At 72.6% G+C, this 12,786-nt stretch carries 10 protein-coding genes; 4 read left to right on the top strand and 6 right to left on the bottom strand.

All coding sequences use genetic code 11. The features are described 5' to 3' along the window. Nucleotides 1-75: 75 nt before the first annotated feature. A complete protein-coding gene (locus A8W25_RS25910; protein ID WP_234386580.1) occupies nt 76-1,197 on the top strand; it encodes a hypothetical protein in 1,122 nt (373 codons plus the stop codon). Between the two features lie 83 nt (nt 1,198-1,280). Here the strand turns inward: A8W25_RS25910 and A8W25_RS25915 are convergent, their stop codons facing one another. The 5 genes from A8W25_RS25915 to A8W25_RS25935 form a co-directional block, all read right to left on the bottom strand. Beyond that, on the bottom strand, nt 1,281-3,410 hold the full coding sequence (locus A8W25_RS25915) for a 3-hydroxyacyl-CoA dehydrogenase NAD-binding domain-containing protein (protein WP_067165584.1): 2,130 nt from the start codon (nt 3,408-3,410) through the stop codon (nt 1,281-1,283). Then, complete coding sequence (locus A8W25_RS25920) at nt 3,407-4,633, bottom strand: thiolase family protein (RefSeq protein ID WP_067165587.1); 1,227 nt, start codon at nt 4,631-4,633, stop codon at nt 3,407-3,409. Before A8W25_RS25920 ends, A8W25_RS25915 begins: the two co-directional genes overlap by 4 nt. 208 nt (nt 4,634-4,841) lie before the next feature. Beyond that, nucleotides 4,842-6,125 carry an HRDC domain-containing protein gene (locus tag A8W25_RS25925; RefSeq protein ID WP_067165589.1) on the bottom strand — a complete coding sequence of 428 codons (1,284 nt, stop codon included), beginning with the start codon at nt 6,123-6,125 and terminating at the stop codon, nt 4,842-4,844. A gap of 113 nt (nt 6,126-6,238) precedes the next feature. Then, the gene (locus tag A8W25_RS25930) at nt 6,239-6,901 is read right to left on the bottom strand and encodes a helix-turn-helix transcriptional regulator (RefSeq protein ID WP_067165591.1); all 663 of its coding nucleotides are present in this window, start codon (nt 6,899-6,901) and stop codon (nt 6,239-6,241) included. 398 nt (nt 6,902-7,299) lie between these two features. Continuing rightward, entirely contained in the window at nt 7,300-7,950 is a 651-nt protein-coding gene (locus A8W25_RS25935) for a DUF3000 domain-containing protein (protein ID WP_067165594.1), read from the bottom strand. Nucleotides 7,951-8,041: 91 nt separating this feature from the next. Here A8W25_RS25935 and hemE point away from each other — a divergent pair, with 91 nt between their 5' ends. Next, nucleotides 8,042-9,106, top strand: a complete 1,065-nt coding sequence (gene hemE / locus A8W25_RS25940; protein ID WP_067165597.1) for a uroporphyrinogen decarboxylase — start codon at nt 8,042-8,044, stop codon at nt 9,104-9,106. Nucleotides 9,107-9,108: 2 nt separating this feature from the next. Here the strand turns inward: hemE and A8W25_RS25945 are convergent, their stop codons facing one another. After that, nucleotides 9,109-10,488: an FAD-dependent oxidoreductase gene (locus A8W25_RS25945; RefSeq protein WP_067165600.1), complete on the bottom strand. Its 1,380-nt coding sequence runs from the start codon at nt 10,486-10,488 to the stop codon at nt 9,109-9,111. A 122-nt stretch (nt 10,489-10,610) separates the two neighbouring features. Between A8W25_RS25945 and hemG the strand changes: the two genes are divergently transcribed. Together hemG and hemQ are read left to right on the top strand one after the other, a co-directional pair. Next, nucleotides 10,611-12,050 carry a protoporphyrinogen oxidase gene (hemG, locus tag A8W25_RS25950; RefSeq protein ID WP_067165602.1) on the top strand — a complete coding sequence of 480 codons (1,440 nt, stop codon included), beginning with the start codon at nt 10,611-10,613 and terminating at the stop codon, nt 12,048-12,050. A gap of 4 nt (nt 12,051-12,054) precedes the next feature. Then, nucleotides 12,055-12,768, top strand: a complete 714-nt coding sequence (gene hemQ / locus A8W25_RS25955) for a hydrogen peroxide-dependent heme synthase (RefSeq protein ID WP_067165605.1) — start codon at nt 12,055-12,057, stop codon at nt 12,766-12,768. Nucleotides 12,769-12,786 lie beyond the last annotated feature (18 nt).

Raw genomic sequence — 12,786 nt, forward strand, 5'->3', positions numbered from 1 at the left:
TTGTCGCTGGGTCTCATGGTGTGTCGCACCCGGCCGCTCATCGCGGACCTGGTAGGGAAAGGTGGTCGGTGAGCCATGGCGTTCAAGCCTGCGCGTACCTCGAAGGGGCAGGCGGGCCGGGAGCACGAGGTCCCCACTCCCGCCCTGCCCGACGGCGCCCCGGCGGTCACCGGCTGGCTGCTGCGCGGCAAGGACGGGCGGCTGACCGCGTACGCGCCGAGCGCGGGCGGTGTGCTCCGCTGGACCGAGGTGCGCCCCGGCGGCCCCGAGTGGACCGGCCCCGAGCTGGTCGCCCCGGCCACCGGCCTCGACCCGCGCCTGACCGTCGCCCAGGGCGGCGACGGCTATGTGCACCTGGTCGCGCTGCGCCGCACCACGACCCCCGCCGGAGAGGCGAGGACGGACATCGTCCACGCCATCCAGTACCAGTCGGGCCGCCCGGTGAAGGACTGGTCCCCGCTGGGCACCCCCTACCGCGACCAGGAGAAGGCCGCGAAGGTCGGCCACCCGGCCGCCGTCGTGGACTCCGCCGACAACCTGTGGGTCTTCGTCCGCAACGCCGGGGGCGGGCTGTGCGCCCGAGGCCAGCTGTCCTCCGGCAAGTGGGGCAACTGGAAGGACCTCACGGGCTCCGGCTCGTACGGCACGATCTGCGCGAGCACGGCCGAGGAGGGCCGCATCGACGTGCTGGCCCCGGCCAAGCGCGGGGTGATGCGCTGGACCAAGGGCCCGGGCGCCGGCGAGTTCGAGCAGCTGCCCGACCTCAAGCTCCAGGTGGCCAACGGCTCGGTGAGCGCCCAGCACACCGGCGAGGGCCGGATCACCTTCTTCTGGCGCGAGGCCGACGGCGGCCAGGTGCACGCCTTCCGGAGTGAGCTGCCCGCCGTACCGCTCGACGGTGACGCGAGCGGCCCGGTCGCCGTGCTGCGTACGCCCGTGGACGGCCACGACTGCACCCTGATGGCCATGCGCGGCCCGGACGGGCGCCCCGCGCTCGCCGCCTACCCCACCGAGGCCGAGTCGGCCGGCGCGGTGTGGGCCTCCACGGGTGAGGTGTGCGCGGGTGTGCCGGCGCTGGCCACCGACGCCTCCGGGCGGGTCGTCCTCGCCGCCTTCGGCACCGACGGACGGCTGCGCGTCACCCGTCAGAAGACCACCGAGCCGGGCCTGGCCCTGGAGCCGTGGGGAATCGTCTGACCCGGGCGCCGGCCCGCTCCCTCTGATACGCCAGGAGGCCCCCCGCAGCTGCGGGGGGCCTCCTGTGTGCTGTGCGAGGGGTGTTACGCCGGGACGCTCGCCACGCCCTGCGCCAGGAACTTCTTCCCGTTCACGCGCTCCGAGACGCCCTCGCGGTCCAGGTACGGCGTGATGCCGCCCAGGTGGAAGGGCCAGCCGGCGCCGGTGATGAGGCAGAGGTCGATGTCCTGGGCCTCGGCCACGACACCCTCCTCCAGCATCAGACCGATCTCCTGCGCCACCGCGTCCAGGACGCGGTCACGGGTCTGCTCCTCGGTGAGGACGACGTCGCCCTGCTTGAGGAGAGCGGCGACCTCCGGGTCCAGCTCCGGCTTGCCGGAGTCGTACACGTAGAAGCCGCGCTTCCCGGCCTTGACGACGGCCGCGAGGTTCGCGGAGACCGTGAAGCGCTCCGGGAAGGAACGGTTCAGCGTCTCCGAGACGTGCAGACCGATGGCCGGGCCGACCAGCTCCAGGAGCACCAGCGGCGACATCGGCAGACCCAGCGGCTCGACCGCCTTCTCCGCGACCTCGACCGGGGTGCCCTCGTCGATGACGTTCTGGATCTCGCCCATGAAGCGGGTCAGGATGCGGTTGACGACGAACGCCGGGGCGTCCTTCACCAGGACCGCGGTCTTCTTCAGCTTGCGCGCCACGCCGAAGGCCGTGGCCAGCGAGGCGTCGTCGGTCTGCTCGCCGCGCACGATCTCCAGGAGCGGGAGGATCGCGACCGGGTTGAAGAAGTGGAAGCCGACGACCCGCTCGGGGTGCTTCAGCTTGGACGCCATCTCGGAGACCGACAGCGAGGAGGTGTTGGTGGCGAGGATCGCGTGCGCCGGGGCGACCGCCTCGACCTCCGCGAACACCTGCTGCTTGACGCCGATCTCCTCGAAGACCGCCTCGATGATGAAGTCGGCGTCCGAGAAGCCCTCGGCCTTGTCCAGCACACCGGAGACCAGGCCCTTGAGGCGGTTGGCCTTGTCCTGGTTGATACGGGACTTGGCGAGCAGCTTGTCGATCTCGGCGTGGACGTAGCCCACACCCTTGTCGACGCGCTCCTGGTCGATGTCGGTCAGCACGACCGGCACCTCAAGGCGGCGCAGGAACAGCAGCGCGAGCTGCGAGGCCATCAGGCCCGCGCCCACCACGCCGACCTTGGTGACCGGACGCGCCAGCGACTTGTCGGGCGCACCCGCCGGACGCTTGGCGCGCTTCTGCACCAGGTTGAACGCGTAGATGCCGCTGCGGAGTTCGCCACCCATGATCAGGTCGGCGAGCGCCTTGTCCTCGGCGTCGAACCCGGCCTGGAGGTCGCCGTCCTTGGCCGCCTCGATGATGTCGAGCGCGCGGTAGGCGGCCGGGGCCGCGCCGTGCACCTTGGAGTCGGCGATGAACCGGCCCTTGGCGACGGCCTGGTCCCAGGCCTCGCCGCGGTCGATCTCGGGGCGCTCGACGGTGACGTCGCCCTTGAGGACGTTCGCGGTCCAGATGAGCGACTGCTCCAGGAAGTCCGCACCCTCGAAGAGCGCGTCCGCGATGCCGAGTTCGAAGACCTGCTTGCCCTTGAGCTGGCGGTTCTGGTTCAGCGAGTTCTCGATGATGACCGAGACCGCGCGCTCCGCGCCGATCAGGTTCGGGAGCAGCGCGCAGCCGCCCCAGCCCGGGACCAGACCGAGGAAGACCTCGGGCAGCGAGAAGGCCGGGATGGCCTTGGAGACGGTGCGGTACGAGCAGTGCAGACCGACCTCGACACCGCCGCCCATGGCCGCGCCGTTGTAGTACGCGAAGGTCGGCACGGCGAGCGCGGCGAGGCGCTTGAAGACCTCGTGGCCGCTCTTGCCGATGGCGAGCGCGTCCTCGTGCTTCTTGAGGATCTCGACGCCCTTGAGGTCGGCGCCGACGGCGAAGATGAACGGCTTGCCGGTGACACCGGCGCCGACGATGGCGCCCTCGGCGGCCTCCTTCTCGACCTGGTCGATGGCGGCGTTGAGGTTCGCCAGCGAGCCGGGGCCGAAGGTGGTCGGCTTGGTGTGGTCGAAGCCGTTGTCCAGCGTGATCAGCGCGAACTTGCCCGCGCCGAACGGCAGGTCGAGGTGGCGCACGTGCGCCGAGGTGACGACCTCGTCCGGGAACAGCTCGGCCGCACCCTTCAAAAGCTCAGCGGTGGTGCTCACTTGCTGCCTCCGGCGTCCTTGTGGTGCGGGTTCTCCCAGATGACCGTGGCGCCCATGCCGAAGCCGACGCACATGGTGGTGAGGCCGTAGCGGACCTCCGGCTGCTCCTCGAACTGCCGCGCCAGCTGCGTCATCAGGCGTACGCCGGACGAGGCGAGCGGGTGGCCGAACGCGATGGCGCCGCCGTACTGGTTGACGCGGGCGTCGTCGTCGGCGATGCCGTAGTGGTCCAGGAACGCGAGGACCTGGACGGCGAAGGCCTCGTTGACCTCGAAGAGGTTGATGTCCTCGATCGAGAGACCGGCCTTGGCCAGCGCCTTCTCGGTCGCCGGGATCGGGCCGTAGCCCATCACCTCGGGCTCGACGCCCGCGAAGGCGTACGAGACCAGGCGCATCTTGACCGGCAGGCCGTTCTCGCGCGCGAACTCCTCGGACGCGATGATCGACGCGGTGGCGCCGTCGTTGAGGCCGGCCGCGTTGCCCGCGGTGACGTTGCCGTGGACGCGGAACGGCGTCTTCAGGCCCGCCAGGCTCTCCAGCGTGGTGCCCGGGCGCATCGGCTCGTCGGCGGTGACCAGGCCCCAGCCGGTCTCGCCCACCTCGGCGTTGGTGTTGCGCACCGAGATCGGGACGAGGTCCTGCTGGATCTTCCCGTTCGCGTACGCCTTGGCCGCCTTCTCCTGCGAGCGCACGGCGTACTCGTCGGCGCGCTGCTTGGTGATGTGCGGGTAGCGGTCGTGCAGGTTCTCCGCGGTCATGCCCATGAACAGGGCCGACTCGTCGACGAGCTTCTCGCTCACGAACCGCGGGTTCGGGTCGACGCCCTCGCCCATGGGGTGGCGGCCCATGTGCTCGACGCCACCGGCGATGACGGCGTCGTAGGCGCCGAACGCGATCGAGCCGGCGACCGAGGTGACGGCGGTCAGCGCGCCGGCGCACATACGGTCGATGGAGTAGCCCGGCACGGACTGCGGCAGACCCGCGAGGATGCCGGCCGTACGGCCCAGGGTCAGACCCTGGTCACCGATCTGCGTGGTCGCGGCGATGGCGACCTCGTCGATCTTCTTGGGGTCCAGGTCCGGGTTGCGGCGCAGCAGCTCCCGGATCGCCTTGACGACGAGATCGTCGGCCCGGGTCTCGTGGTAGATGCCCTTCGGGCCCGCCTTGCCGAACGGGGTGCGGACGCCGTCGACGAAGACGACGTCCCTGACGGTACGAGGCACGATGGCTCTCCTCCAGGGTGCGGGATGGCACTGCTGCGCGTGGCGCACTCACCTGAGCGCGCGCTCACCCCGCCATGCTACTTGCGGGTAACCAAACTGCCCAGTCCCCTCGGCAGGAGCGGCGAAGGTCACACTCCGCAAAGGCCCCGGCATGGCCGTACCCCCTGATGACCGTGGTCGTCAGGGGGTACGTGAAGGGCCGTGCCGCTCAGCTGTTGGCGGCCAGCGCCGCCGCGAGCAGCGGGGTCACCTGCTCGATCTGCCAGCGCCGGGCGCCGTACGCCGTGAGCGCCTCCGCGACCGCCGCCTCCGAGCGGTCGCCCGGCGGCTCCCAGCACACCCGGCGGACCGTGTCCGGGGTGATCAGGTTCTCCTGCGGCATGTTCAGCTGCTCGGCCAGCTCCGAGACCGCGGCCCGCGCCGCCGAGAGCCGGGCCGCGGCGGCCGGGTCCTTGTCGGCCCACGAGCGCGGCGGCGGCGGGCCCGCGACCGACTGCCCGGGCTGCGGAAGCCCGGAGTCCGGCAGCGCCCGCGCCCGGTCGACGGCCGCCTGCCACTGCTCCAGCTGGCGCCGCCCCATCCGGTGGCCGTACCCGGGCAGCGCCATCAGCGCCTGCACGTCGAGCGGCAGCGCCAGCGACGCCTCGATGATCGCGGAGTCGCTGAGCACCTTGCCCGGCGAGACGTCACGGCGCTGGGCGACCTTGTCCCGGGCGGTCCACAGCTCGCGCACGGCGGCCATCTGACGGCGCCGGCGGACCTTGTGCATCCCGGAGGTGCGCCGCCAGGGCTCCTTGCGGGGAGGTGCGGGCGGCGCCGAGGCGATCGCGTCGAACTCCTGGCGGGCCCAGTCCAGCTTGCCCTGCCGGTCGAGCTCCTTCTCCAGCGCGTCGCGCAGGTCGACCAGGAGCTCCACGTCGAGCGCCGCGTATCTCAGCCAGGGCTCGGGCAGCGGGCGGGTCGACCAGTCCACCGCGGAGTGGCCCTTCTCCAGGGCGTACCCGAGGACGCTCTCCACCATCGCGCCCAGGCCCACGCGCGGGAAGCCCGCGAGGCGCCCGGCGAGCTCCGTGTCGAAGAGCCGGGAGGGGGTCATGCCTATTTCCCGCAGGCACGGCAGGTCCTGGGTGGCGGCGTGCAGGATCCACTCGGTGTCGGCGAGGGCGTCGCCGAGCGAGGAGAGGTCGGGGCAGCCCACCGGGTCGATGAGCGCGCTGCCGGCGCCCTCGCGGCGGAGCTGGACGAGGTAGGCACGCTGGCCGTACCGGTAGCCGGAGGCGCGCTCCGCGTCCACGGCCACGGGGCCGGTGCCGGCCGCGAACGCGGCGACGACTTCGGCGAGCTCCTCGTCGGTGGCTACGACGGGCGGAATGCCGTCACGCGGCTCCAACAGGGGAGTCGGCTGCCCATCGACCGGGACGTCGTCGTCCGGGGGGGCGCCCCCGGTGGTTCGCAGTGCTGTCTCTGCTGCGGTCTTTTGGGCGTCGGTCACCTGTCAAGGGTACTTGTGTATATGCCGCGCCCGTCGACGGAACGTTCCGTCGACGGGCGCGCGAGGGGCGCACGGCGCCTTGTGGGGGGAGCATGCCGTGCGGGACCCCTGGGTCAGTGGATGATTCCGGTACGCAGGGCGACGGCCACCATGCCGGCCCGGTCGCCCGTGCCGAGCTTGCGCGCGATCCGGGCGAGGTGGCTCTTCACGGTCAGCGCGGAGAGCCCCATGGACACCCCGATCGCCTTGTTGGACTGGCCCTCGGCGACCAGACGCAGCACCTCGACCTCGCGCCCGGAGAGCTCTCGGTAGCCGCCCGGGTGGCTCGGGGAACCCGGGGGGCGGCGGTGCATACGGGCGGCCGCGGCGCCGATGGGGGCGGCGCCGGGGCGGGTGGGGTGGCCGATGTTCGTACGCGTACCGGTGACGACATAGCCCTTCACGCCGCCCGCGAGGGCGTTGCGCACGGCGCCGATGTCGTCGGCGGCCGACAGGGCCAGACCGTTGGGCCAGCCCGCCGCGCGGGTCTCGGACAGCAGGGTGAGCCCGGAACCGTCGGGCAGATGGACGTCGGCAACGCAGATGTCGCGCGGGTTGCCGACGCGGGGACGTGCCTCCGCGATGGACGACGCCTCGATGACGTCCCGGACTCCGAGGGCCCACAGGTGGCGGGTGACGGTGGAGCGGACTCGGGGGTCGGCGACGACGACCATGGCCGTCGGCTTGTTCGGGCGGTAGGCGACCAGGCTTGCGGGCTGCTCAAGAAGAACGGACACCAGGCCTCCTGGGGGGGAAGGTGCGGGACGGAGCCGACTCGGGGATGAAGCCGGGGCGAACCGTGCAGATAGGGTCACAGACCTCTTCGGCAGCCTGCCCGCCCGCCTTTAGGGAATGATCACGATTTGGTGAGAAACAGTGGGGCAATTAGGACAGGTGGTCGAGGGGGGAGTGGCCGGACGAGTCCCCTCGGGGCTCGGCCCCGATTCCCCCGGCGGGCCGGCGCCCCCGCAGCGGAAACCCGGGTGCGGGCCGGTGGTGGGTCGCACCCGGGTTTCTCCGTGCTCCTGGAGGTCTGTGGCCGAGCTGGGTTCTCCGGCTGCGGCAGGGCTGACCGAGGGGCGCGGGGAACCGCGCGAGCGACCCACCACCGGCCCGCAGGCGAATACCGCCGCGCCTAGCGCGGATCCCGTCGCTGGGGCAGCGAGACCACGCCCGCCTCCGCCGAGGCCGAGGGCACCGGTGGCAGCCCGGCCACCTGGCACAGCAGATCGCACCACGCCGCCAGGTGCGCGGCGGTGTCCGGCACCCCGCCGTGCCCCTCGCGGGGGGTCCAGGAGGCCCGGATCTCGATCTGGGTGGCGGGCAGCCGCTGGGCGAGCCCGCCGAAGTAGTACGACCCGGCCCGCGTCACCGTGCCGCTCGCCTCCCCGTACGAGAGCCCGCGCGCCTCCAGCGCACCCGTCAGCCAGGACCAGCAGACCTCCGGCAGCAGCGGGTCCGCCGCCATCTCGGGCTCCAGCTCCGCCCGTACGAGCGTGACCAGGCGGAACGTCCCCTGCCAGGCGTCGTGCCCGGCCGGGTCGTGCAGCAGCACGAGGCGCCCGTCCGCGAGGTCCTGTTCGTTCTCGACGACCGCGGCCTCCAGCGCGTACGCGTGCGGGGCCAGCCGCTGCGGCGGCCGGGTCGGGTCGACCTCGATCTCGGGGCGCAGCCGCGCACCCCGCAGCCCGTCGACCGCCTGGCGGAAGACGAGCGGAACGGTCCTGCCGTCCGCACTGTCCGTGCCGCCGGCGCCATCCGAAGTTCGTCCCTGAGCGGCAGCCATGCGGGGAAGACTAGGCGGAACGGGCGCCCGGCGCCGGTAGGGACACCCGGGCCCGGGCGACGGCTTGTGGCCACGTGCGAAGATTCTGGGCGTGAACGCCAACGATCGCCCTTCGGGCCCGCCGACACAGACGTATGACTCCGCATTCCTGAAGGCGTGCCGCCGTGAGCCGGTGCCGCACACGCCGGTCTGGTTCATGCGGCAGGCGGGGCGCTCGCTGCCCGAGTACCTGAAGGTGCGCGAGGGCATCCCCATGCTGGAGTCGTGCATGCGGCCCGAGCTGGTCACCGAGATCACGCTCCAGCCGGTGCGCCGCCACAAGGTGGACGCCGCCATCTACTTCAGCGACATCGTGGTGCCGCTCAAGGCCATCGGCATCGACCTCGACATCAAGCCGGGCGTCGGCCCGGTCGTCGCCGAGCCGATCCGCACGCGCGCGGACCTCGACCGGCTGCGCGACCTCACCCCCGAGGACGTGCACTACGTCACCGAGGCGATCGGCATGCTGACCGCCGAGCTCGGCGAGACGCCGCTGATCGGCTTCGCGGGCGCGCCCTTCACCCTGGCGAGCTACCTCGTGGAGGGCGGTCCGTCCCGCAACCACGAGTACACCAAGGCGCTGATGTACGGCGACCCGCAGCTGTGGGCCGATCTGCTCGACCGCCTCGCCGAGATCACCGGCGCGTTCCTGAAGGTCCAGATCGAGGCCGGCGCCTCCGCCGTCCAGCTCTTCGACTCCTGGGTGGGGGCGCTGGCCCCCGCCGACTACCGCCGCTCGGTGATGCCCGCCTCCGCGAAGGTGTTCCGCGAGGTCGAGAAGTACGGCGTGCCGCGTATCCACTTCGGCGTCGGCACCGGCGAACTCCTCGGCCTGATGGGCGAGGCCGGGGCGGACGTCGTCGGCGTCGACTGGCGCGTCCCGCTCGACGAGGCCGCGCGCCGCGTCGGCCCCGGCAAGGCGCTCCAGGGCAACCTGGACCCCGCGGTCCTCTTCTCGACGACCGAGGCGGTCGAGGCGAAGACCCGCGAGGTCCTGGAGGCGGCGGCCGGCCTTGAGGGCCACATCTTCAACCTGGGCCACGGCGTCCTGCCGACGACGGACCCGGACGCGCTGACCCGCCTGGTGGACCACGTCCACACGCAGACCGCGCGCTGACGCTAGTTCCCCGCCGCCCGCACCGCCGACACGGCCTTGCGGGCGGCGACCAGGACCGGGTCCCAGACCGGTGAGAACGGCGGGGCGTAGCCCAGGTCCAGGGTGACCACCTGCTCGACGGTCATGCCCGCCGTCAGCGCGACGGCCGCGATGTCGACGCGCTTGGCGGCGCCCTCGCGGCCGACGATCTGCACACCGAGCAGCCGTCCGGTACGCCGCTCGGCGAGCATCTTCACCGTCATCAGGGCGGCCCCGGGGTAGTACCCCGCGCTGTTGGTCGACTTGATCGTCGCGGTCACGAACTGCAGCCCCGCCTCGCGCGCCTCGCGCTCGCGCAGCCCCGTACGGGCGATCTCCAGGTCGCAGACCTTGCTCACCGCCGTACCGACGACGCCCGGGAAGGTCCCGTAGCCGCCGCCCACGCCCGAGCCGATGATCTGGCCGTGCTTGTTGGCGTGCGTGCCGAGCGCGATGTGCCGCTCGCGGCCCGACACCAGGTCCAGGACCTCCACGCAGTCGCCGCCCGCCCAGATGTCGTCGCGCCCGCGCACCCGCATCGCGAGGTCCGTGAGCAGCCCGCCGTGCTCGCCGAGCGGCAGCCCGGCCGCGCGGGCCAGCTCGGTGCGCGGCTCCACGCCGATGCCGAGGACCACCACGTCCGCCGGGTACTCGGCGTCCGCCGTGGCCACCGCCCGCACCTTGCCGTCCTCCCCGGTGAGGATCTCGGTGACCTCGGCGCCGGTGACCGTGGTGATGCCCATCTTGTCCATCGCCTCGTGGACGAGCCGGCCCATGTCCGGATCGAGCGTGGACATCGGCTCCTCGCCGCGGGTCACCACCGTCACTTCGTAGTCGCGGTGCAGCAGCGCCTCGGCCATCTCCACACCGATGTAGCCCGCGCCCACGATCACCGCCCGGCGCCCGGATGTCGAGGTGAGCGTGTCGAGCAGCGCCTGTCCGTCGTCGAGGGTCTGCACCCCGTGGACGCCCGGCGCGTCGATGCCCGGCAGCTCCGGCCGCACCGGACGGGCGCCGGTGGCGACGACGAGCTTGTCGTACACCGTCCAGGACTCCTCGCCCGACTCCAGGTCGCGGGCGCGCACCCGGTGCCCGGCCGTGTCGATCTCCAGGACCTCGGTGCGCATCCGCAGGTCGATGCCGCGCTCGCGGTGCTCCTCGGGCGTCCGCGCGATGAGCTCGTCCCGCCCCTCCACGTCGCCGCCCACCCAGTAGGGGATGCCGCAGGCGGAGTACGAGGTGAAGTGGCCGCGCTCGAACACCACGATCTCCAGGTCGTCCGGCCCCTTCATCCTGCGGGCCTGCGACGCGGCGGACATCCCCGCCGCGTCGCCCCCGATGACCACCAGTCGCTCCGCCGCCATTGCGCACCCCTAGCTCGGTCCGTCCCGCTCTTCCTGGGGAAGATACGTGCGGGAGCGCCCGGGAATTCCCCGGGCGCGGCACTCCGCGCGGGGCTGTCGGTGGTGTCTGAGAGAGTGGACGCATGGACAACTCGGCCGTCAGCGCACCGCACGTAGTCGTCGTAGGAGGCGGCATCTCCGGGCTCGCCGCCGCGCACCGCCTGCTGGAGTCAGGTGCGCGCGTGACCGTCCTGGAGGCCACCGACCGCCTCGGCGGCAAGCTGTTCGCGGGCGAGATCGCCGGCGCGCGGGTGGACCTGGGCGCCGAGTCGATGCTGGCGCGCCGCCCCGAGGGCGTCGGCCTCGCGCGCGAGGTCGGCCTCCAGGACCGGCTGCGGCCGCCCGCGGCGACGGCGGCGATCTGGACGCGGGGCGCGCTGCGGCCGATGCCCAAGGGGCATCTGATGGGCGTCCCGGCCGACCCCGCCTCGCTCGCCGGGATCGTCTCCGCCGAGGGCCTGGCGCGTATCGCCCAGGACCGCGAACTGCCGCCGACCGAGGTCGGCGAGGACATCGGCGTCGGGGAGTTCGTCGCGCGCCGCGTCGGCCGCGAGGTCGTCGACCGGCTCGTGGAACCGCTCCTGGGCGGGGTGTACGCGGGCGACGCCTACCGGATCTCGATGCGCGCCGCCGTGCCCCAGCTCTACACCGCCGCGCGCGAGAACACCTCACTGCTCGACGGCGTCGCCCGCGTCCAGGCGAAGGCCGCAGCGGGGCCGCAGCAGGGCGGCCCGGTCTTCCTGGGCCTCGACGGCGGCATGGGCACCCTGCCGCTCGCGGTCGCGGACGCGGTGCGCGCCGGGGGCGGCCTCATCCGCACCGGGGCGCCGGTGCTCGCCCTGACCCGCACGGCCGACGGCTGGCTGGTCCGTACGGACTCCGCCGAGGCGCCCGCGATCGAGGCGGACGGCGTGGTCCTCGCCTCGCCCGCCTGGTCGGCGTCCCGGCTGCTCGCCGCCGAGTCCCCGTCCGCCGCGGCCGAGTTGGCAGGCGTGGAGTACGCGTCGATGGCCCTGGTCACCATGGCCTTCCGGCGCGCCGACCTGGAGCGCCTGGAGCGCAGCTCGGGCTTCCTGGTCCCGTCCGTCGACGGCCGCACGATCAAGGCGTCCACCTTCTCCTCGTACAAGTGGCAGTGGGTCACCGACCGGGCCCCCGACCTCTTCGTGCTCCGCACCTCCATCGGGCGGTACGGCGAGGAGGAGCACCTGGAGCGCGAGGACGCCGAGCTGGTGGAGATGTCGCTGGGTGACCTCGGGGAGGCGGTGGGCCTGGCCGCCAGGCCGGTCGCGACCGAGGTGACGCGCTGGACCGGCGGCCTGCCGCAGTACCCGGTGGGCCACCTCGCGCGCGTGGCGCGGGTCCGCGCCGCCGTGGCGAAGCTGCCCGGACTGCGGGTCTGCGGGGCGGCGTACGACGGGGTCGGCATCCCCGCGTGCATCGCCGGGGCCCGGCTCGCCGCGGACGAGATCATCGCCACGTCGACCCTGGCGCAGAACACTCAGCGTGACGCGGGACAATAGCCTCATGAGTGCACCGGAAAAGATCCCGAACGCAGGGAAGAAGGCGAAGGACCTCAACGAGGTCATCCGCTACACGCTGTGGTCCGTCTTCAAGCTGCGCGACGTGCTGCCCGAGGACCGTGCCGGGTTCGCGGACGAGGTCCAGGAGCTGTTCGACCAGCTCGCCGCCAAGGACATCACCGTCCGCGGCACCTACGACCTGTCCGGGCTGCGGGCCGACGCCGACCTCATGATCTGGTGGCACGCGGAGACCGCCGACGAGCTCCAGGGCGCGTACAACCTCTTCCGCCGCACCAAGCTGGGCCGCGCCCTGGAGCCGGTCTGGTCGAACATGGCGCTGCACCGCCCCGCCGAGTTCAACAAGTCGCACATCCCGGCCTTCCTCGCCGACGAGACCCCGCGCGACTACGTGTCGGTGTACCCCTTCGTGCGCAGCTACGACTGGTACCTGCTGCCCGACGAGGACCGTCGCCGCATGCTGGCCGACCACGGCAAGATGGCCCGCGGCTACCCGGACGTGCGCGCCAACACGGTCGCCTCGTTCTCGCTCGGCGACTACGAGTGGCTGCTCGCCTTCGAGGCCGACGAGCTCTACCGCATCGTCGACCTCATGCGTCATCTGCGCGCCTCCGAGGCCCGGATGCACGTCCGCGAGGAGGTCCCGTTCTACACGGGCCGCCGCAAGTCGGTCGCGGATCTGGTGGCGGGCCTGGCCTGACGGCCGCCCCCACCGCGT

The organism is Streptomyces sp. ERV7 (assembly GCF_001653515.1).
Lineage (GTDB): Bacteria > Actinomycetota > Actinomycetes > Streptomycetales > Streptomycetaceae > Streptomyces.

What these genes read in the sequence shown, in the direction of transcription:
- A8W25_RS25910 (WP_234386580.1), top strand. Translation starts at nt 76, where the DNA reads ATGGCGTTCAAGCCTGCGCGTACCTCGAAGGGGCAGGCGGGCCGGGAG.
- A8W25_RS25935 (WP_067165594.1), bottom strand. Translation starts at nt 7,950, where the DNA reads ATGGCTGCCGCTCAGGGACGAACTTCGGATGGCGCCGGCGGCACGGAC.
- A8W25_RS25945 (WP_067165600.1), bottom strand. Translation starts at nt 10,488, where the DNA reads ATGGCGGCGGAGCGACTGGTGGTCATCGGGGGCGACGCGGCGGGGATG.
- hemG (WP_067165602.1), top strand. Translation starts at nt 10,611, where the DNA reads ATGGACAACTCGGCCGTCAGCGCACCGCACGTAGTCGTCGTAGGAGGC.
- hemQ (WP_067165605.1), top strand. Translation starts at nt 12,055, where the DNA reads ATGAGTGCACCGGAAAAGATCCCGAACGCAGGGAAGAAGGCGAAGGAC.